The 20,369-nt window shown below is 69.9% G+C and carries 21 protein-coding genes; 10 read left to right on the top strand and 11 right to left on the bottom strand.

Annotation, left to right across the window (positions count from 1 at the left end; translation table 11 throughout):
• Positions 1-233: 233 nt before the first annotated feature.
• Entirely contained in the window at positions 234-1,205 is a 972-nt protein-coding gene (locus tag VGJ14_12780) for a TIGR03560 family F420-dependent LLM class oxidoreductase (GenBank protein HEY2833294.1), read from the bottom strand.
• Between the two features lie 287 nt (positions 1,206-1,492).
• Between VGJ14_12780 and VGJ14_12775 the strand changes: the two genes are divergently transcribed.
• Together VGJ14_12775 and VGJ14_12770 are read left to right on the top strand one after the other, a co-directional pair.
• Entirely contained in the window at positions 1,493-2,176 is a 684-nt protein-coding gene (locus tag VGJ14_12775) for a hypothetical protein (GenBank protein HEY2833293.1), read from the top strand.
• A gap of 50 nt (positions 2,177-2,226) precedes the next feature.
• Positions 2,227-3,444, top strand: coding sequence for a MauE/DoxX family redox-associated membrane protein (locus VGJ14_12770; protein HEY2833292.1), 1,218 nt, complete (start codon positions 2,227-2,229; stop codon positions 3,442-3,444).
• Positions 3,445-3,512: 68 nt separating this feature from the next.
• Here the strand turns inward: VGJ14_12770 and VGJ14_12765 are convergent, their stop codons facing one another.
• The 5 genes from VGJ14_12765 to pcaD all read right to left on the bottom strand — a co-directional run bounded on the left by VGJ14_12765 (position 3,513) and on the right by pcaD (position 7,573).
• Entirely contained in the window at positions 3,513-4,304 is a 792-nt protein-coding gene (locus VGJ14_12765; protein HEY2833291.1) for a hypothetical protein, read from the bottom strand.
• A gap of 2 nt (positions 4,305-4,306) precedes the next feature.
• Positions 4,307-5,140: a sulfotransferase gene (locus VGJ14_12760; GenBank protein HEY2833290.1), complete on the bottom strand. Its 834-nt coding sequence runs from the start codon at positions 5,138-5,140 to the stop codon at positions 4,307-4,309.
• Positions 5,141-5,439: 299 nt separating this feature from the next.
• Positions 5,440-6,120: a CoA-transferase gene (locus VGJ14_12755; GenBank protein ID HEY2833289.1), complete on the bottom strand. Its 681-nt coding sequence runs from the start codon at positions 6,118-6,120 to the stop codon at positions 5,440-5,442.
• Positions 6,117-6,800, bottom strand: a complete 684-nt coding sequence (locus VGJ14_12750) for a 3-oxoacid CoA-transferase subunit A (GenBank protein HEY2833288.1) — start codon at positions 6,798-6,800, stop codon at positions 6,117-6,119. The genes VGJ14_12755 and VGJ14_12750 overlap by 4 nt, the downstream gene beginning before the upstream one ends.
• Positions 6,797-7,573 carry a 3-oxoadipate enol-lactonase gene (gene pcaD / locus VGJ14_12745; GenBank protein ID HEY2833287.1) on the bottom strand — a complete coding sequence of 259 codons (777 nt, stop codon included), beginning with the start codon at positions 7,571-7,573 and terminating at the stop codon, positions 6,797-6,799. The genes VGJ14_12750 and pcaD overlap by 4 nt, the downstream gene beginning before the upstream one ends.
• Before the next feature lie 145 nt (positions 7,574-7,718).
• On the opposite strand from pcaD, the gene VGJ14_12740 reads away from it, so the two are divergent.
• From VGJ14_12740 to VGJ14_12730, 3 genes are read left to right on the top strand one after another with little or no spacing between them, the layout of a single operon-like run.
• Entirely contained in the window at positions 7,719-8,315 is a 597-nt protein-coding gene (locus VGJ14_12740; GenBank protein HEY2833286.1) for a PadR family transcriptional regulator, read from the top strand.
• A 36-nt stretch (positions 8,316-8,351) separates the two neighbouring features.
• A complete protein-coding gene (locus VGJ14_12735) occupies positions 8,352-9,470 on the top strand; it encodes an aromatic ring-hydroxylating dioxygenase subunit alpha (GenBank protein ID HEY2833285.1) in 1,119 nt (372 codons plus the stop codon).
• A gap of 42 nt (positions 9,471-9,512) precedes the next feature.
• On the top strand, positions 9,513-10,961 hold the full coding sequence (locus VGJ14_12730) for an ABC transporter substrate-binding protein (protein HEY2833284.1): 1,449 nt from the start codon (positions 9,513-9,515) through the stop codon (positions 10,959-10,961).
• A gap of 15 nt (positions 10,962-10,976) precedes the next feature.
• Here VGJ14_12730 and VGJ14_12725 read toward each other — a convergent pair whose 3' ends face one another.
• The 3 genes from VGJ14_12725 to VGJ14_12715 form a co-directional block, all read right to left on the bottom strand.
• Positions 10,977-11,639: an acetyltransferase gene (locus tag VGJ14_12725; GenBank protein ID HEY2833283.1), complete on the bottom strand. Its 663-nt coding sequence runs from the start codon at positions 11,637-11,639 to the stop codon at positions 10,977-10,979.
• A 67-nt stretch (positions 11,640-11,706) separates the two neighbouring features.
• Positions 11,707-11,940, bottom strand: a complete 234-nt coding sequence (locus VGJ14_12720; GenBank protein ID HEY2833282.1) for a hypothetical protein — start codon at positions 11,938-11,940, stop codon at positions 11,707-11,709.
• Between the two features lie 12 nt (positions 11,941-11,952).
• Positions 11,953-13,116, bottom strand: coding sequence for an anion permease (locus VGJ14_12715; GenBank protein ID HEY2833281.1), 1,164 nt, complete (start codon positions 13,114-13,116; stop codon positions 11,953-11,955).
• A 207-nt stretch (positions 13,117-13,323) separates the two neighbouring features.
• Between VGJ14_12715 and VGJ14_12710 the strand changes: the two genes are divergently transcribed.
• From VGJ14_12710 to VGJ14_12700, 3 genes are all read left to right on the top strand, one after another.
• On the top strand, positions 13,324-14,409 hold the full coding sequence (locus VGJ14_12710) for a DUF4625 domain-containing protein (protein HEY2833280.1): 1,086 nt from the start codon (positions 13,324-13,326) through the stop codon (positions 14,407-14,409).
• Between the two features lie 87 nt (positions 14,410-14,496).
• Entirely contained in the window at positions 14,497-16,182 is a 1,686-nt protein-coding gene (locus VGJ14_12705) for an FAD-dependent oxidoreductase (protein HEY2833279.1), read from the top strand.
• Positions 16,179-17,627 (top strand): ATP-binding protein, encoded by a 1,449-nt coding sequence (locus VGJ14_12700; GenBank protein ID HEY2833278.1) that lies wholly within the window; start codon positions 16,179-16,181, stop codon positions 17,625-17,627. The genes VGJ14_12705 and VGJ14_12700 overlap by 4 nt, the downstream gene beginning before the upstream one ends.
• A 1-nt stretch (position 17,628) precedes the next feature.
• Here the strand turns inward: VGJ14_12700 and VGJ14_12695 are convergent, their stop codons facing one another.
• On the bottom strand, positions 17,629-18,333 hold the full coding sequence (locus VGJ14_12695) for an alpha-ketoglutarate-dependent dioxygenase AlkB (protein HEY2833277.1): 705 nt from the start codon (positions 18,331-18,333) through the stop codon (positions 17,629-17,631).
• A 35-nt stretch (positions 18,334-18,368) separates the two neighbouring features.
• On the opposite strand from VGJ14_12695, the gene VGJ14_12690 reads away from it, so the two are divergent.
• Positions 18,369-18,968: a DinB family protein gene (locus VGJ14_12690; GenBank protein ID HEY2833276.1), complete on the top strand. Its 600-nt coding sequence runs from the start codon at positions 18,369-18,371 to the stop codon at positions 18,966-18,968.
• A 4-nt stretch (positions 18,969-18,972) separates the two neighbouring features.
• Here VGJ14_12690 and VGJ14_12685 read toward each other — a convergent pair whose 3' ends face one another.
• Positions 18,973-19,680, bottom strand: a complete 708-nt coding sequence (locus VGJ14_12685; protein HEY2833275.1) for a hypothetical protein — start codon at positions 19,678-19,680, stop codon at positions 18,973-18,975.
• 251 nt (positions 19,681-19,931) lie between these two features.
• Between VGJ14_12685 and VGJ14_12680 the strand changes: the two genes are divergently transcribed.
• The coding region (locus VGJ14_12680) for a class II aldolase/adducin family protein (protein ID HEY2833274.1) at positions 19,932-20,369 on the top strand (438 nt) is incomplete at its 3' end.

Raw genomic sequence — 20,369 nt, 5'->3', positions numbered from 1 at the left:
ATCGGGTCTTTGCGCCGGCTGACCTCCTCGATCAGCGTGTCCGTGACCTGTAGCCAGATCCAGCCAAGCTCATTCATGCGGCGCAGGTCCGCCGCCCGGGGGTCATCGATGATGTGCACGTCGATGACCCAACGAAGCTCGGCGAAGTTCTGGCCGGGATTCATGCATGCCTACCCTCGGTCCACATAGTCACCAACTCCAAGGCTGACACGACGGTGGTCAGCGCGTGACGCTCAGCCGACCAAGCGCCTGACCTCCGGGATGACCGTCTCGGCGAACAGGGTCATGCTCCGGGTTTCTGGATAGTCCCGGCACCAGGGGTAGAAGCCGGTGCAGCCCAGGCGCACGTACTCGACGATCTTCTCGGTGACCTGCTCCACCGTGCCGACCAGGTTCCCGGCCTGCCAGGACTCGAAGTCCTCGCCCCACAGCGAGGTGATGTTCTCGGCGTGCAGCGCTGCCTCGCTCTCGCGGAGGTAGAGGTCCGGCGCCCACGTCTTGGCGATGGTGTCGTAGTCCCGGCCCAGGTCCTTGCAGTGACCCTTGAGCACCTCGCACTTGTGCGCGAACTGCTCCGGATTGCCGCCGAAGTTCGCCGCGTCGGCCAACCGCGCCACCACGCGCAGCGTCAACTGCTCACCGCCGCCGCCGATGAGCACCTGCGGACGGTCCTGCAACGGCTTGGGGTCGCACTGCGCGCGGTCCAGGGTGAAGTAGCGGCCCTGGTAGGAGAACGACGGCTCCTTCCACAGCCCGGTGACGATCTCCACGGTCTCCGCCATGGCCCGGATGCGGTCGGCCGGGGACGCGAAGTCGTAGCCGTAGCCCGCGAACTCGTTGCGGTACCAGCCCGCGCCGATGCCCCAGATCAACCGGCCGCCGGAGATCACGTCGATGTTCGCGGTGATCTTGGCCAGCAGCGCCGGGTTGCGGTACGGCGCGCAGCCGACCATCTGACCCAGCATGATCCGCTCGGTGCGCTGGGAGATCGCGGCCAACGTGGTCCAGGCCTCGAAGACCGCCTCCCCCGCCGGCTTCGGCACGTTGTGCACATGGTCGTAGACCCACAACGAGTCGAAGCCGAGGTCCTCGGCCAGCTGCGCGATCTCGACGGACTTGGCCCACTTCTCCTGCGGGGTCGGCAACCCGGCCAGTTCCATCTTCCAGCCCTGCGGGATGAACACCCCGAACGTCAGTGCAGTCATGACCTCATTGTGTCGACGCGCAGAATCGGTCCGCGCAGCGGACGGCTCGGCGCGAGGCATCGCGCCGGAAATCGGCGCGTCCCGTTGCGGATGTCATCCGTTGCGGCCCGGCAAACCCGGACTATCCGGGCGCGAAAATGGTCACAACGGATGACATGCGCGACGACGGGGAACCCTAGGGGGGAATGCGGGCGACAATTCTCATGGGCGTGCCGGCGGGGTCAAAGCCACGGCACAGGCTCACACTGGATGGTGAACAGCATCCGTGGGGCGGCGGGGGAGGTGTGATGGCCGGGATGGCGTCCGCTCGTGCCGCGTGCGTGCGCCGATCCCTGCCCGCAGGCGGTGGCCTGGCCCTGGTCACCGCGATCACTGCACTCTTCGCCCATCTCGGACTGCGAGCGGCCGCCGACGGGCCCCGACCGGGGACGCCCCTTCTCGTCGGCGGCACGCTGCTGCTCACCCTCGTGTTGTGGCCACTGGCCGCCCGCGCCACCCGCATCCGCACCCTGGCGGCGGTGTTCGCCGCGGCCCAACTGGGCACGCACGCAGTCGCCGTGCTGGCCGACGGCTGGACACCGCATGAGGGTGCCCGCGGCCTGGTGTGCTGCCCGTCCGCGCGGCGCACCGCCGGCGGCCTGCTCGGCCGGCTGACTGCGGACGCCGGCTGGGGACTGCTCGCCGTGCAAATGGTGGCCTGCCTGGCGTTGGCCATCGGTGTGCGCGGCACCCGCGGCGCGCTGGATGCGTTCACCGCGGCGCTGGCCCTGCTGCAGTCGGCGCTGAGCATGGTGCCCGCCGCATGGCGCCTGCTGGTACGCGCGATCACCGCGCCGCTGCCGGCCCCGGCTGTTGCCGTCGCGCTGCCGCCCGCTCCGGAGCGTGGTGTCCGGCCCTCGTTGTTGCCGGTCCGCCGCCGTCCCCGTCGTGGTCCCCCGCTGGGAGTGCGCAGCTCGCCGCTTCCCACCTGAGTCCCGCGACGTGCGGGGCCGGGCCCCGACCACATCTGACGGAGACTCACATGCCCACCACACTGGACCGAACCACCGCGTCACCGGCACCGAACAAACCGCCACGGTTGGCCCACCCCGCCGCGGGGATCGCCGCCACCCTCGGCCGCGTCGGCCTCGCCGTCGTGTTCGGTTGGGCCGCGCTGGCCAAGATCACCGACCCGCAGGCCACAGTGCGCTCGGTGCGCGCCTACGACCTGCTGCCCAACGGTTTGGCCACGGCGGTCGGCCGCGGCCTGCCCGCCTTCGAACTCGTGCTGTCCATCGCGCTGCTGGCCGGCGTCGCACTACGGTTCACCGCGTCCGTGGCCGCCGGGCTGCTGACCGCGTTCACCATCGGCATCATCAGCGCCGACGCCCGCGGCCTGCGCATCGAGTGCGGCTGCTTCGGCAACGGCGGTGTCACCGAGCATCCGCACTACGGCGGGGAGATCGCCCGCGACCTCGGCATGCTCGCCGTCGCGGTGCTGATCGCGGTCATCGGGCACTCCCGCGCCTCGATCAACCCGCGGCTGGCCGCGGTTCCCACGGGACTGCGTACCCGCACCGCGCAGGTGCGCGCGCAGGCCAACGCGGAAAGCTTCCGCCGGGCCAAGCGCCTCACCACGGCCGGCGTCGCGGGCGCCCTGGTCATCGGCGCGCTCACCGGCGTCTCGGTGGCCGCGGCCACCGCACCCGGTGCGCCCACCCGCATCCCGACCGGCGTCACCGCCGCGGGCGGCGTCGTGGTGGGCAACCCGACCGCACCGCACACGGTGATCGCCTACGAGGACCCACAATGCCCCATCTGCAAGGAGTTCGAGACCACCTCGGCACCGGCGCTGACCGCGGCGGTGACCGCCGGGCAGGTGAAGGTCGAGTACCGGATGCGTAGCTTCCTCGGCCCGGAGAGCGTGCGCGCGGTGGCCGCGTTGGGCGCCGCGCAGGACGAGGGCAAGTTCAACGCGCTGCGTCAGGAGATGTACGCCAACCAGCCGGAGGAGCGCACCGGCGGCTACACCATCGACGACCTGCTGGCACTCGGCGCCAAGGTCGGGCTGACCGACCAGGCCTACGTGCAGGCCGTGCGCAACCAGATCTATGCGAGCTGGGCCAAGCAGGTCGATGACCGGGCCAGCCGGGACGGCAACACCGGCACCCCGGACCTGAAGCTGGACGGCAAGGAGATCGACCAGAACACCTTGTTCAACAAGACCGCGTTCGCGGCGTTGCTGGCCGGCCTGAGCTGACCGGCGCGAGACGCTGAGGCAATCACCGATTCACGTGCTTCAGGGGCCCCGACCGGTGGTCCGGTGTCCTAGTGACGGCGCGCCGGCGGGGTGGCGCTCGAGCGGTCGGCGACGCGCGCGACGTACATCGTGTGCACCCCGAGCAAACCCTGCACCGAGTCCTCGAAAGCCAACGGGCGCGCGACCACATCGCCGAACAGGGACCGCAACAACCGCAGACGGCCGATGTCCGGAGGCGTGTCCGACCACACGGCGAACACGCCGCCGGATCGCAGCATGTCCGCCACCGGACGCAGACTTTCCGGGGTCCAGAAGTCGAGGTGGCCAACACCCAACGGCGGGTTCGACAGGTGAACGACGTCGATGATGACTGCGTCGAACCGCGGTCCCCGCGACTCCGGCTGCGCCGGATCCGGCCCGAGAGCATTCAGCAGATCATCGACGACCAATCGGGTGCGGCGATCGGCGGTGACGCGTGGCCCGTCCGGGAGCAGGCCCGCGCGCGCCCACTCCGCGATGTCGCGAATCGTATCGACCACCAGCAGTGTCGCCACTCGCCGGTCGTCCAGCACAGCGCAAGCAGTGAAGCCGAGGCCGAGCCCACCGACCGCGACGTCCCAGCGATCTCCGACGAGTTCGGCCAGCGCCCGGCGAACGAGCTCGACCCCACCGACCGCGAACTTGCTGGACGACAGGCACACGTTGTTCAACGTGATCTCGTGCTCAGCGGGGCGCCCGTGCGACCCCGACTGCCGACGCAGGCTCAACTCCCCGTACGCGGTGGGCGCCCACGCGAGTTCCTCGGCCGCGCGGTCCCTGTCCTCGGGGCGCGGTCCACCCGCAAAGCGAAGTGCAGACACGGTCAGACGCCCGGAAGATAACCCCATTGCCCACAGATCTCGAGCAGTTCCGGTGGGATCGGCTCGGCCGGCAGCGGCCGGGCCGGCTGCACCCGACCCGAACGGATTTTTCCCCGCCAGTCGCCGAGACCACGGGTGAACGATTCGCCCCCATGGAGATACTCGAGCATTCCCGGGTCCCAGTCGATGCCGAGGAACGAGCAGACGCGTTGGGTTTGCGCCGCCGGCTCGGCGGTCAGATCCTCGTACCGCACTGTCACGCCGGACAGGTTTTTCCGCGCCGACTCCACCGCCCGCATCGACCGCAACACCTTGGCCAGCACCTCGTCCCGACTGCGCCGACCGGAGTGCGCGTCTTTCCAGGACGCGGTGACGGTGGCCGGGTGGCGCAACAGGAAAAGGAAGCGGGCGTCCGGCCAACAAGCCACCAACCGCTGCCAGATCAGGGCGTTATTCGGCGTCTTCTCCACCAGGATCTGCTTGCCCGATCGTTGCAGTTCCCGATGCAGCACTCGGTCCCACAACAGATGTTCCAGTTCCACCGAGTTGAGCCGAAGTCCGGTGAACGCCGCAGCCGTGCGCTTGGACGCCGCGTGCACCTGCAAGCCACCAAGGTGCAATTCGTGCGGCGCATGTACGGCCGGGTGGGCGTTCAACAGCATGCGCAGCAGCGTGGAACCCGACCGGACCGAGCACAGGACGAATACCGGAGCCGCCAGCAACCGGGAGCCGGGCTCGGCGGGGCGCAGAGCGTCCGGCGGAAGCGGTCTGCGCGGGGCAAAACTCAGGTCCGAAGCCCCCGAATATGCCTCGACGCCCAGCGTTTCAGCCAGCATTCGGTTCACCTTCAGCCGCCACCGTTTCACCATAACGATGACCGTATTGGTGCTGCCCTGACCTTTCCAGGATAGGTCCTCACGAAGGCAATTCGGCACTGAACAGACGGCGCTGACCTGCGGGTTCATGTCGAATATGAAATATCAATTAATGCTGCGCGGCGTGTCGCTTCGTTTCTGCTCAGCGATCTGACGCCTCGTCATATTCAAAGTTCATCGATATAACCGCTACTTGTCAATTACTCGTTCTACGTCCACAATCACACCACAACAACATCGCAATGATCGCGTCGGCGAAGCTACGTCCACGCGGGATGACCGAGCACAGGCACCCGCTGCGTCAGGTCGTTCACCGTGATGCCGAATGTCGCCTCGACGTGCACCCGGCCAGCGGCTAACACGAAGGTCGCGTGGTCGGTGTGCACCCGGCCGACGCAGCGCACCCCGGTCAGCGGATAGCTGCACCGCAGAACCAGCTTCGCCCTACCGGCGCGGTCGAACAGCGGCATGGTGACGATGACCTGCTTGGCCCCGATGGCCAGGTCCATCGCGCCGCCGACGGCCGGGATGGCGTCGGGTTCGCCGGTGTGCCAGTTGGCCAGGTCACCGTCCACGGCGACCTGGAAGGCGCCGAGCACGCACACGTCGAGGTGCCCGCCGCGCATCATCGCGAACGAGTCGGCCTGGTGGAAGTAGCTGGCGCCCGGCGCCGCGATCACCGGGATCTTCCCGGCGTTGATCAGGTCCGGGTCGATCTCCCCGTCCAGCGCCGCGCGGCCCATGCCCAACATGCCGTTCTCCGTGTGCAGCACCACGCCCTGTTCCGGGCGCAGATGGTCGGCCACCAGGGTGGGCAGGCCGATGCCGAGGTTGACGTAGGAGCCGGTCGGGATGATCGCGGCGACCCCCGCCGCGATCTCCTCGCGGGACAGCGGACCGCGGTCGAGATGCTCGACGGTCTCGATCTGAGCGGCCGTCATGTCGGCACCACCACAACCCGGTCCACATACAGCGACGGCGTGACGATCACCTCGGGGTCCAACCCGCCCAGCGGCACCACCGCGGAGACCGCCACCACGGTGGCGGTGGCCGCGGTGGCCATCACCGGGTTGAAGTTGCGGGCGGTGCGCCGGTAGACGAGGTTGCCCATCTCATCGGCCTGATGGGCCTGCACGAGGGCGACGTCGCCGCGCAGCGGCAGTTCCAACACGTGCTCCACCCCGTCGATGAGCCGGGTCTCTTTGCCCTCGGCCAGCGGCGTGCCCGCGCCGGTCGGACACCAAAAGCCACCCAGGCCGGCACCCGCGCAGCGCATGCGCTCGGCCAGCGTGCCCTGCGGGACCAGCTCGAGCTCGATCTGCCCGTCCCGGTAGAGCTTGTCGAAGACCCAGGAGTCGGACTGCCGCGGATAGGAGCAGATCACCCGGCGCACCTGACCGGCGGCGAGCAGGGCGGCCAGCCCGACGTCGGCGTTCCCGGCGTTGTTGCTGACCACAATGAGATCGCGGGCACCCTGCCGGCGCAGTGCGTCGATCAACGCCACCGGCTGCCCGGCGGTACCGAAGCCACCGATCAGCACCGTGGCGCCGTCGGCGACGTCCGCGACGGCCGCGTCCGCGTCGGGGCAGAACCGGGTACGGCCGGGCACGGTGGCGGTCATCGGCGGGCGAGTTCGAGATGGGCGAGCAACGCGGTGTTCACCTGCTCCGGGCGCTCCAGGTTGGCCAGGTGCGCCGCATCCGGGATCACCGCCAGCAGCGCGCCGGGGACGTGATCGGCGATGTATGCCAGGTGTTCCGGCGGGGTGGCCGGGTCCTCGGCACCCGCCAGCGCGAGGGTGGGCACCGCGACGGCGGGCAGCCCGGCGCGCAGGTCCATCGCGGCGATGGCCTCACAGCACGCGGCGTAGCCCTCGTCCGGGGTGGACGCGACCATGGCGACGGCCTCGGCGACCAGCTCGGGCTCTGCGCTACACGTCTCAGCGGTGAACCAGCGGGCCACCACCACTTTGGCCATCGCCGCCGTGCCCGCGGACCGCGCGGTCGCGGCCCGGTCCAGCCAGAACTGCGCGGGCTGCAGGAATGCCGAGGTGCACAGCAGCGCGAGGCTGGCCACCCGCTCGGGGTGACGGGCCGTCAGGGCCATCGCGGTCATCCCGCCCATGGACAGCCCGATGATGTGCGCGCGCTCAGTGCCGGTGGTGTCCAGGAGCGCGGTCAGGTCCTCGGCGAGGTCATCCATGGCGTACGGGCCGTTGGGCACCGGGGACTTCCCGTGGCCGCGGGCGTCGTAGGAGATCACCCGAAAGCCGGCGTCGGCCAGTACCGGGACCTGCGGTTCCCACATGGCCCGGGTGGAGCCCACCGAGTGGGCCAACACCACCGTCGGCCCGTCGTTGGGGCCGGCCATCTCGTATGACACCGCGACCGGCATGCGGCCACCTCCCGGTTCTGTGCGCACGGTCAGCGTAGGGGCGTCGGTGTTCGGAAAACTGTCCGGCAGCCAGTTGCCAAAGAGTGCATCGCGATATATCGTGAGTGCATCGAGCGCAATGGGCGCTCGGACACCAAGGAGTCATATGCACGAGCACCACCACCGGCACCACCGGCACGAGGAGTTTCAGCCCGGACGCCAGCGTTGGGAGGGTCCCGGCGCGGGCCCGGAACGTGAGCCGCGCCCCGGTCGCCGGGGACATCACCACCGCGGCGGGCCACGCGGCCGCGCGCAGCGCGGGGACGTCCGCGCCGCGGTCCTGATCCTGCTCGGCGAGGAGCCGATGCACGGATACCAGCTGATGCAGGCGATCGCCGAGCGCACCAACGGGGCGTGGAAGGTCAGCCCCGGCGCGATCTACCCCACCCTGGCCCTGCTCGAGGACGAGGGCCTGGTCAGCACCGAGAGCGCGGGCGGTCGCAAGCTCGCCACGCTCACCGAGTCCGGCCGCGCCCTGCTGGCCGACCCGGACACCGCACCCACCGACCCGTTCGAGGCGATGACCGAATCAGGTCGGGTCTCCGGCCGGGAGATCTTCGAGGCGCTGGCCATGGCCAGCCGCACCATCGCGCGCACCGGCAGCAAGGCCCAGATCGAGGCCGCCCGCGCCGTGCTGGAACGCGCCCGCCGCGAGCTCTACCTGATCCTCGCCGACGGCCCCGCGGACGAGCCGCAAAGCTAGTGACAGCCACCCCTACTGGGGAGTAACGTCGGATTTGTGACCGCCGTCGCCGCCCCACCGTCCTGCTACCTGGACGATGTCCAGGTCATCGAACGGCTGCTGGCGCACAGCGCGGCCGGCACCACCGACGAAGGCCCACGGACCGGTCGGGTTCCCATCGAGCACTACGTGGAACCCGACCGGCTCGGCCGTGAGATCGCCCTGTTGCGCCGCCGGCCGGTCCCGTTCTGCCCCTCGGTGTCGCTCCCCCAGCCCGGCAGTTACCACGCCCGCGACGCGGCCGGCGTGCCGATCGTCGCGGTCCGCGACAACGACGGCCGGGTGCGCGCCTACCGCAACTCCTGCCGACACCGCGGCACCCCGGTGGTCGAGGGCTCCGGCTGCGCGCGGGCGCTGGTCTGCCCGTTCCACGGCTGGGTCTACGCGCTCAACGGATCGCTGTCGCACATCCCGCACGCCGACGGCTTTCCCGGCCTGGATCCCGCCACCCGCGGGTTGATCCCCGTCGCCTGTCAGGAGCGCGCGGGGGTGATCTGGGTGAACCAGGACGCCGACGACTTCGAATCGGTGGCCACCCTGCCCGGTCTGATCCCCAATCAGATTCTCGTCGAGCACGTGTCGATGACCGTGGCCTGCAACTGGAAGGTGCTCGCCGAGGGCTTCCTGGAGGGCTACCACATCCGGGCCACCCACCCCACCACGTTCCTGCCGTTCGGCTACGACAACCTCACCGTGCTGGAGCAGAGCGGACCGCACAACCGCATCACGTTCCCGTTCCGCCGGATCGAGACGTTGCGCGAGCGCCCGCGGGACAGCTGGAGCATCGACGGCATGATCACCCAACTGGACCACGTGTTCCCCAACGCGGTGATCGTCCGGCTCACCTCGCACACCGCGGTGATCGCGATCGAGCCGATCGACGTCGGGCACGGCCGGCTGGAGATCTACAAGCTGGCCACCGCGGCGCCGGACGGCTCCGTGCCGGAGTCCGCGCACCGGGACATCGCGTTCGTGGAGGCCGGCCTGCGCGAGGACCGGGCCATGGCCGAGGGCGTCCAGCACGGCCTGACCGGGCGCAGCGACGACGTGGTGTTCGCCCGCTACGAGAGCGCGCTGACCCACCTGCACGAGGAACTGGCCGCGGCACTGCGCTGAGCACCATTTGGTCGCAGCGCTTTTATCCCATACAACTATGCGGTGCACCCACGCGTCCGGGTCATCGCCGGCCTCGCCTGTCTGAGCCTGCTCGCCGCGTGCGGGACCCGGATGAGCCACGACGCGGTGCTCGCCGGCGTGGACGGGCAGACCGTGCACCTGGCACAGGACTCGATCGACGAACTCAAGTCAGCCGCCGCCCCGCCAGCGCCCGCGCCGGTGGCGGGGACCCCACAGGTCGCCGCGCCGGCCGCACCCGGATCGACGTCCACCGTCGTGGTCGGCCCCGCCCGCAAGAACGCGCCGGCGCCGGCCGCGGCGAACACCAAGAAGACCGCCGCCGGCCAAGCGGCGGCGGCACCGGGCGAATCCTGCGATCACCCGCTGGACCCGGTGAACATCGGCCAGGTCGGCACGTTCTCCGGGGTCGCCGGGGCCATCACCGGTCCCGCCCGCTCGGCGCTCGCGGTCTGGGTCCGTGACCTCAACACCCGCGGCGGGTTGGCCTGCCACCCGGTGCAGGTGTTCGCCGCCGACGACGGCGGGGATCCGGGTCGGGCGGCGTCGGAGGAGCACGACATGGTGCACCAGCATCACGTCGTGGCCTTCGTCGGCACGCTGCTGCCGTTGTCCATCGCCGGGTTCCGGCCCGCGGTGGAGGCCGACAAGGTCCCGGTGATCGGCGGGTCCGCGGTCACCGACGACTTCTACGCCAGCCCCTGGTTCTTCCCGGACAGTGCGTCGATCGACGACCAGGCGATCGGCCTGATCCGCAACGGCGTGGACCGCGGCATGAAGCGGCTCGGGTTGCTGTACTGCGTGGAGGCGGCGCCGTGCACCGTCCTGGCGAAGAAGGGCAAGCAGTTCGCCGCGGCCGGTGGCGCACAGCTGGTCTACGACGCACCGGTGTCCATCACCCAACCCGACTTCACCGCGCAGTGTGCGAACGCCCGCAACGCGAAGGTGGACCTGCTCGGTGCGGCGATGGACGGGGCGTCGATCACCCGGCTGGTGCGGTCCTGCCAGGCCATCGGTTTCCGGCCGTTGATCGCCACCGGCGGCGGCCTGCTCAGTCCGGCGCAGTCGGCGGACACGGTGCTGCGCTCTTTCGGGGTGGTGACGGTGTCCGGTGAGGCCCCGTGGCTCCTCAACGACACCCCCGGGCTCAAGGCCTACCGGGCCGCGCTGGCCACATACTCCCCCGAGACCCCACCTGACGGTGCCTCAGTCATGGCGTGGACCGCCGGTGAGCTGCTACGCGCCGCGATCGAGCACGTCGCCGCCGAGGCGCGTTCCGGCCCCATCACCACCACACTGGTGCTCAAGGGCCTCGGCATGATCAAGCACGAGACCCTCGGTGGCCTGGCCGCGCCGATCACCTTCACCCCGAACCAGTCCCATGCGGTCAGCGGCGGCTGCTTGTTCTTCGAACAGCTCAGCACCGGCGGTTGGTCGGCACCCGGCGGCAGCAAGCCCACCTGCGTGCGCTGAGGACCCGGGCCGCTATCACCTTGGGCGAGCGGGATTCCCAACGACGGTCGTGTGGGCCTCCACGTCCTTCGTCACGACGGCACCCATCCCGATAACTGCACCCTCACCGATGAGCAGCGGGTGATCGGGAGTCCCCTGCTTTATGACGGCACCCGTGCCGACATAGGCGTGGTCGCCAATATGGATGTTCCCATTGCACGCAACCTGCGGTGCAAATGTTACGAAGTCCCCGATGACGCAGTCGTGAGCGACGTACGAGTAGATGTTTCCGTGGAAGAAGTCGCCGATCCGGGCGTTGGAAGTTACGGCTGAATAACCGCACAGAAGGGCCCCAGCACCGATGCTGTTGCCCGCCAGCACCGTGGCGGTGGGAGAAACCAACGACTCCGGTACGGCACCTCGGGCCAGCCATTCCTGCGAGAGGCGTTGCCTGATCTGTGAGTCCGCCACGGCGATGTTGAACAGTCGACGATCGCAGTCCAGTTGGAAGAATTCGGCTTCCGAGATGCACTTGATCCCGTTGATCGCGTCATGATGGGGCTCGGTTTCCACGAAGAAGACGCGATTATCGACGTTGTCGTTCGCCCGGGCGGCCAGCGCCTGGATGGCGAATGGCATTACCTCTCGCGCAAAGCCCCCGGCGCCGACAAGTCCAAATACCCACCCGGTGTCGAGCATGACCCGGACTGTAGTGGATCAGCCCGGGTGCGCTGGGCCGCTGCCGGGATTCAGCTGGTTCTGGGTGTCACTTGTGGAACTGCGGCACGATCAAATAGATGCCGTAGGCGACCGAGCAGATGATCGCCGAGTAGCACAGCGCGGCGGTCAGCTGATGAGTGCCGCGCCTGATGCCCGGTCCCTCCTGCAGTGCCAGGACGTTGGTGAACGCGGCGAGGGTGAACAGCACCACGATGCTGACGGTGGCCGCGAAGCTGACCTCGGCGACCTGCCACAGGCTCGCCCACTTGATACTCGGCATGTTCCTTCCTCCTCAGACCCCGGCCAGCGCCGGCTCGCGCCGCTGCGGCTCGGGCTCGCTGCGCAGCTTGACCTCGTGGCTCTCGTTGACGTTGTCGGAACTGACCGCGTTCTTGCGCGACATCAGGAAGATCGCCCCGGCAGCACCGATCAGCGCCACCGCGATGACCACTACGCCGAACCAGCCGCGGGTGGCGAACTCCGCCGCCACCGCGCCCACGACGGCCGCCGAGGGCAGGGTGACGATCCAGGCCATGGCCATGCGACGGGCCACCGACCAGCGCACATCGGCGAGCTTGCGGCCGGCGCCGGCGCCCATGATGCCGCCGGAGCAGACGTGCGTGGTGGACAGCGCGAAGCCCAGGTGCGAGGAGGCCAGGATCACCGCGGTGGACGCGGTCTCCGCGGCGAAGCCCATCGGGCTGTGTACGTCGGTGATGCCCTTACCCATGGTCCGGATGATCCGCCAACCGCCCAGGTAGGTGCCCAGGGCGATGGCCGAACCCGCGCAGAGGATGACCCACAGCGGCGGGCCGGAGCCCGGTGCCAGCGATCCGGACGCGATCAGCGTCAGGGTGATGATGCCCATGGTCTTCTGCGCGTCGTTGGTGCCGTGCGCCAGGGAAACCATCGAGGCGGACAGGACCTGCCCGCGACGGTAGACCGGCTCGACGTCGACCTTCTTGTTGGCGTTGATCGCCCGGTAGGCGATGTAGGTGGCCACCAGGGCCGCGACGCCGGCGACGATCGGCGAGGCGACGGCGGGCACCAGGATTTTGTCGATCAGCCGGTCCCAGTGCACCGCGTCGGCGCCGGCGCCCACCCAGACCGCGCCGATCAGGCCGCCGAACAGCGCGTGCGAGGAGCTGGATGGCAGACCCGCCAACCAGGTCAGCAGATTCCACAGAATCGCCCCGACCAGGCCACCGAAGATCATCGCCGCGGAGACCTTCTTGTCGTCGACCAGGCCCCCGGAGACGGTTTTGGCCACCGCGGTGGACAGCAGCGCCCCGACCAGGTTCAGCACCGCGGAAATGCTCACCGCCACCTTGGGCTTGAGCGCCCCGGTGGCGATCGAGGTGGCCATGGCATTGGCCGTGTCGTGGAAGCCGTTGGTGAAGTCGAAGGCCAGCGCGGTGACCACGACCATGATCACCAAGAACGAGACGTTGTGCATGGGCGTGCTCCCCTGTCGGCAGGCGATACCGGGGACGCTTTCAGCCGACGGCGACCACCAGGTGAACACCGGACAAGAGGCACATGACCACGCCCCGGGTCATGGCACCTTCGGCCAGTTGTGTTGTCCGAAAGTACGAGTCGCCGGCTCCCCCGCCGAACGTCGAACCGGTGTCGGCTTTACGCAGTTCGATACGCAGGGGGATGAATGTCCAGCAAGCACACAGGTTCGGTTCGTCGGGTTGTCGCTGTCTTCGGCCTGGTGACCGTGTCCGCGCTGGTGGCACAGCTCCCGATGTCCTCGGCCTCCGCGGCCACGCAGAAGACCTCGACCGGGGTGCGCTGCACGATCGTCGGCACCAAGCACGCCGACCACCTGCGCGGCACGTCGGGCAACGACGTCATCTGCGGACTGGGCGGCAACGACACCATCGACGGTCGCGGCGGCAACGACGTCATCGACGGCGGCAGCGGCAACGACACCCTCATCGGCGGCGCGGGCAACGACACCCTCATCGGCGGTAGCGGGTCGGACAAGCTGGACGGCGGTGCCGGCCACAACACCTGCGCTGCCAATAAGAAGCCAGTGTCCTGCGACGCGGCCCCGACCCCGACCCCGGGCCCTGTCGGCGACGTGACCAAGCCGGTCGTCGCGGCCTGGAGCGTCTCGGCGGCCAACGTCGACACCTCGACCGGCCCCAAGTCCGAGACGGTGAGCGCGCGGGTCACCGACAACCTGTCCGGGGTCAACACCGTGCAGCTCGAGCTCGACGGACCCAACGGTGCCGTCTACTCGCAGCCCGCCACCCGCACCGCGGGCACGGCTCTCGACGGGACCTGGCAGGCCACGATCGTTATGCCCGCCGGCGCCCCGGCCGGCAGTTACACGGTGGGCGCCACCGCGGTGGACGTCGCCGGCAACAGCAACCACGCCGTCAGCGTTCCGCTGGTGACGCAGACCAACGCGGGGGACGTGACCAAACCGGCCGCGTTGTCCTGGCAGGTGGCCTACGTCGTGCACTACAACGGCTCGCTGACCCTGACCGTGACCGCCCGGGTCACCGACGACTTCTCCGGGGTCAAGAACGTGGCGTTCGAGTTCGACGGCCCGAACGGCGCCGTCTACTCCCAGCCCGCCACGCTGAGCAGCGGCAACGCCGCCGACGGCACCTGGCAGGCCGTGATCACCGTGCCCGCCAACGCCCCGGACGGCGACTACCACCTGGCGATCACCGCCGCGGACAACGCCGGAAACAGCGGCCGCGTCGACACCACCACGCACCTGGCGAAGTAGTCAGGACGTCGGCCCGCCGGGTTCGCCCGGCGGGCCGTTCGCCTGCCCGAAACGCACGCGCGGCCGCGGCGAGTAAGAATGGCCCTCGTGACCACGCCCGAGACCACCGAGCCCGCCGACCGGCCGCTGATCCTCACCGTCGACGACGACCCCTCGGTGTCCCGCGCGGTCGCCCGCGACCTGCGCCGCAAGTACGGCGAGGCGTACCGCATCGTGCGCGCCGAATCCGGTGCCGACGCCCTCGAGGTGCTCCGCGAGATCAAGCTGCGCGGCGGCCGGGTCGCAGTGCTGCTGGCGGACTACCGGATGCCGGAGATGAGCGGCATCGAGTTCCTCGAGGCCGCGATGGACCTGTTCCCGAGGGCGCGGCGGGCGCTGCTGACCGCCTACGCCGATACCGACGCCGCGATCGCGGCGATCAACGTCGTCGACGTCGACCACTACCTGCTCAAGCCGTGGGACCCGCCGGAGGAGAAGCTCTACCCGGTGCTGGACGCCATGCTCGAGTCCTACGCGCGTGAGCCGGACGCCGCGACCACCGAGGTGAAGGTGGTCGGGCACCGCTGGTCGGCGCCGTCCTACAGCGCGCGGGAGTTCCTGGCCCGCAATGCGGTGCCCTACCGCTGGTTCACCGCGGACTCCGCCGAGGGCGTGCGGCTGTTGGACGCGGCCGGCGCCGACCCCGACCACCTGCCGGTCGTGGTGACCCCGGAGGGCGTCGCGCTGATCGAACCGACGTTCCCGGAGCTGGCCGCGGCGGTCGGCCTGTCCACGACCCCGGTCGAGGAGTTCTACGACCTGGTGGTCATCGGCGGTGGGCCCGCGGGCCTGGGCTCGGCGGTCTACGGATCCTCCGAGGGCCTGCGCACGTTGCTGATCGAGAAGAAGGCCACGGGTGGACAGGCCGGGCAGTCCTCTCGCATCGAGAATTACCTGGGCTTTCCTGACGGTGTGTCAGGTGGGCAACTGGCCGATCGCGCGCGGCGGCAGGCGGTCAAATTCGGCACCGAGATCCTCACCGCACGCGATGTCGCCGGGCTGAAGGTGCGCGGTTCCGCGCTGTCGGTCTGCCTGGGTGACGGCGCCGAGGTGGGCGCGCACACCGTGATCGTGGCGACCGGCGTGTACTACCGCGAACTGGACTGCCCGGGCGCCAAGGACCTGACCGGGCGCGGGGTGTACTACGGGTCCTCGGCCACCGAGGCGCCCAACTGCGCGGACCAGGACGTCTACATCGTCGGCGGCGCGAACTCCGCGGGGCAGGCCGCGGTCTACCTCGCCGGCACCGCGAAGAGCGTGACCCTCCTCATCCGCGGCACGGGCCTGCAGGCGAGCATGTCGCACTACCTGATCGAGCAACTCGACGCGATCGAAAACGTCTCCGTCCGTTGCTGCACGGTCGTCGACCAGGCGCACGGCGAGGAGCACCTGGAGGCGCTCACCCTGCGGCACACCCCGACCGGAACCACCGAGTTGGTCGAGGCGAGCCACTGCTTCGTGTTCATCGGCGCCCAACCCCGCACCGACTGGCTGGACGGCATGGTGGCCCGCGACCGCCACGGTTTCATCCTCACCGGCCCCGACCTGATGGTGGACGGCCGGCGCCCGGCGGGCTGGGTGTTGGAGCGCGACCCGTGGTTACTGGAGTCGAGCATGCCGGGGGTATTCGTGGCCGGCGACGTGCGCAGCGAGTCGGTGAAGCGGGTGGCCTCGGCCGTCGGCGAGGGCGCGATGGCCGTCACCCTGGCACACCGATTCCTGGCCAGCTCATGAACGCGTCTGACGTGATGACCGACACCGGCGTCCGGCTCACGCCGGAACAGGTGCGCGAGTTGTTCCTGTTCGAGGGCCTCAACGCCGAACAGCTCGCCTGGGTCAGCGAACGCGGCTGGGTCAGTGAGGCGCCCGCCGGGACCGTCGTGCTGCGCGAGGGGGACCCGGCCGAGGTGCTGGTGATGCTGCTGTCCGGCTCGATCCAGCTGACCCAGCGGGTCGGCCGGGACGAGGTGGAGACCAACCGGAGCGAGCGCATCGGGTCCTACGCCGGCGCGATGCGGGCGTTCGTCCAGGACGAGACGACGCAGCGATACACGATCTCCGCGCGGGTGCTCACCGACTCGCGGCTGTTCGTGCTGCGCGCCGAGCACCTGGTGACGCTGATGAAGACCTGGTTCCCGATGGCGGTGCACCTGCTCGACGGCATGTTCGTCGGGCTGCGGAACTCGCAGGAGACAGTCGGCCGGCGCGAGCAACTGCTGGCGCTGGGCGCGCTCACCGCGGGCCTCACCCACGAGTTGAACAACCCGGCGGCTGCGGCGGTGCGGGCGGTGGCCGGGCTGCGGGAACGGGTCGGCGCGATGCGGCACAAGCTGGCCAAGTTGGCCGACGACGACCTCGACCGGGACCTGCTGCGCCTGCTGGTGGACATCCAGGAAGAGGCGGTGCTCACCGCGGCCAAGGCGCCGGATCTCAGTGCGTTGGAGGCCTCCGAACGCGAGGACGAAATCTCGGACTGGATGGATCGCCACAGCGTGGCCGGCGGGTGGGAACTCGCGCCGGTGTTCGCCGCGGGCGGCACCACGGACGAGTGCCTGGACAAGATCGCCGCGGGCGCCCCGCCCGGACTGTTGGAAAGCGCGCTGCGTTGGCTGGCCTCGACGCTGGAGACCGAAACCCTGCTCACCGAGATCACCGACTCGGTGACCCGGATCTCCACGCTGATCGGCGCGGCCAAGCAGTACTCACACATGGACCGCACGCCGTATGAGCCGGTGGACATCCACCTCGGGCTGAAAAGCACGCTGATGCTGCTGACCGGGAAGGCCGAGGGCCTGACGATCGTCAAAGAGTTCGATCGCAGCCTGCCGCCGGTCCCGGCCTACCCGGCCGAGCTCAACCAGGTCTGGACCAACCTCATCGACAACGCGATCCAGGCAATGGACGGTTCGGGCACGCTGACGATCCGGACCCTGCGGGAGGACAACTGCGCGCGGGTGGAGATCTGTGACACCGGCCCGGGCGTCCCGGAAGAGCTGCAACTGAAGATCTTCCAGCCGTTCTTCACCACCAAACCGGTCGGGCAGGGCACCGGGCTCGGGTTGGACATCTCCTACCGGATCGTGGTGGAGCGCCACGGCGGCGATCTGAGCGTGCAGTCCGTGCCGGGTGACACCCGGTTCGTCGTGCGGCTCCCGCTGACGGAGCGTCAGGCCGGCTGATTCACGCGACGTCGCGGCAGCGGTACTGGATGCTGATCCGCGGGCCGACGTCTTTCGCGGTCTTGGGCACGCGGTGTTCCCAGGTGCGTTGCGCCGAGCCGCCCATGACGAGCAGGTCGCCGTGCCCGACGTCGAGCTTGATCGACGGGCCGCCGCCGCGGGGGCGCAGCAGGAACGACCGCGCCGCGCCGACCGAGACGATGGCGATGATGGTGTCCTCGGTGCTGGACCGGCCGATGGTGTCGCCGTGCCAGGCGACGGAGTCGCGGCCGTCGCGGTAGTAGGCCATGCCGCAGGTCAGGAACGGCTCGCCGAGAGCGGCGGCGTAGTGCGCGTCGAGCGCGGCCTTGAGGTCGTAGAGGAACGGGTCGGGCCAGGGCACGTCGCCGCGCAGGTAGCAGCTCAGCCGGGGCACGTCGACGACCCGGTCGTACATCTGGCGTCGTTCGGACTGCCAGTGCGCGTTGTCGCGCAGGCGCTCGAAGAGCAGCGCGGAGCCGGTGACCCAGCCGCGGCGCAGGTCGATCCAGGCGCCGTTGCTCAGCTGCCGGCGCTGCACGATGTCGCCGAGGGGGCCGAAGCCGACGTCCTCGGCGACGTCGAGCAGGGACGCCTGCAGCGCGGGCGCGGGCGGCCGGGCGGGTTGGCCCTCCGGACGCCACACCCGGCGGCCGTTCACCAGCCGGTACGGGGTGAGCGCCGCCATACGGCGAGACTAGCATGGGATCGAACGTGCGTTCGATGAGTGCGAGGGGTTTGGACGTGGAACTGACCGGAACGTCCATGGACTGGTCGCGGTTGCTCGACGAGCAATTGAGCTGGTGGTGGGTGCAACACGTGCGCCGGCGGATGCACGGGCTCACCGACGAGGAGTACTTCTGGGAGCCGGCACCCGACGCCTGGGGGATCCGGCCCGAGGGCAGCTCGGCAGCGCCGGTCACCGCCGGCTCCGGTCGGTACCGGGTCGACTTCGCGTTTCCCGAGCCCGACCCGGCGCCGGTGACGACCATCGGGTGGCGGCTCGCGCACCTGATCGTCGGCGTGTTCGGGATGCGGGCGGCGAATCACTTCGGCGCGCCGCCGTGCGATTACAACACCTTCGCCTACGCGGGCAGCGCGGCGCAGGCGCTGGCGCAACTCGACGCGGCCTACGACGCCTGGACGGCCGGCGTGCGGGGCCTGGGCCTCGACGGTCTGGCCCGGCCGTGCGGGGCGGCGGAGGGCCCGTGGGCCGAGCACCCGATGGCCGAACTCGTCCTGCACATCAACCGCGAGGCCCTGCACCACGGGGCCGAGATCGCCCTGTTGCGCGACCTCTACCGCGCCCGCGCCGCCGGGTAAGCCGTCAATGCCGGGCCGGCAGGATCGCGCGCAGCCCGTCCCAACCCGCGAACCAGCCGAGGGTCTCCACCACGGCGGCCCATTCGCGGGGCAGCACGGTGCGGCGGGGCCAGGAAATCGCAGCGCCGGTGCCCTCGACGCGGCGGCGCAGGTCGTTCAGCGTGGCGAGGATGGCGTCGCGATCGGTGGGCTTCCCGCCGTCCTCGAGCAGGTGCGGGCGGCAGATCATGCCGGCCCCGCCGAGGCACGCCGGGCAGGTGCGCGGCTCCCAGTGCACCTGGCATTCCTGCAGCAGGGTGAGAGTCCGCTCGTGCCGGTTGACGACGGCGGTCTCCTCGGCCCAGCCCTGCTCGTCGCGGGTGGCGTCGCCGACGGCGAGGTAGTCGCAGGTCAGGCACGGACCGGTGGTGCGCAGCTGCCCGACCCAGTTGCGGGCGGGCCGCGCGGCCCGGCCGAGCAGGTCCTCGTAGAGGATGATCGTGCCGCGCGGCAGGGCGCGTAATTCCAGTTCGCAGGTGAAGTGCGCCCAGGTGTGCCGGGGGCAGAACCCCCACGCGGCCCAGAGCCGATGCCGCGCCTCCGGGCTCATGATCGCGCCGTCCAGGAACCACCACAGTTGCTTGACCTCGACGGTGGTCAGCTGCAGCACGATGGGCAGTATCGCGGCCGGTGGAGCGGGCAGGGTGGGAGCCCCGGAGAGGCTCCCACCCATCGATGCACCGCTGGCCATGTCCGGTGGCGGCGGGCCCGTACGAGGGGAGTTTGCGTCCCGGCCAAACCCCGCTCGGTACGTACAGCTTGAGAATTCCCCGGACGGCTGCCGGCATGCATCCGGAAGCTGTGAAAACAGGGAGATTTTGGCCGACCGGCGCCCGGTCCGCCAGTGGTCACCGGGCGCGCGTGACAGCGGCGCGGTGCCGCGTAAGGATGGAGTAGTAGGACCCGAAGCGAGGAGGCGACCACGTGACCACCACCGACAAGCCCTTGGCCAACGCGGCACTGACCGATGTGAACGGGGTCCAGCTCGCCATCCCCAGTCCCCCCACGTTCAACTCCATCTCGGAGGAACGCGCGCACCGCAAGGCCAAGCTGGCCGCGGCGTTCCGGATGTTCTCCCGGGCCGGGCTGGACGAGGGCGTCGCCGGGCACATCACGGTGCGCGACCCCGCCGAGCCCGACACGTTCTGGGTGAACCCGTTCGGCATGCACTTCGCGATGATCCGCTCCTCCGATCTGGTGCGGGTCAACGAAGAGGGCCGGGTGGTCGAGGGCAGCCGGGCCGTCAACGGGGCCGCGGTGGCCATCCACTGCGCCGTGCACGCGCACCGCCCCGACGTGCTCGCCGCCGCGCACGCGCACGGGCCCGCGGGCAAGACGTTCTCCTCGTTGGAGATGACGCTG

It is taken from the genome of Sporichthyaceae bacterium (genome assembly GCA_036493475.1).
Taxonomy (GTDB): Bacteria; Actinomycetota; Actinomycetes; order Sporichthyales; family Sporichthyaceae; genus DASQPJ01.
Note: the sequence above shows the minus strand (reverse complement) of the source record. Positions and strands in the feature narration are given on the sequence as shown.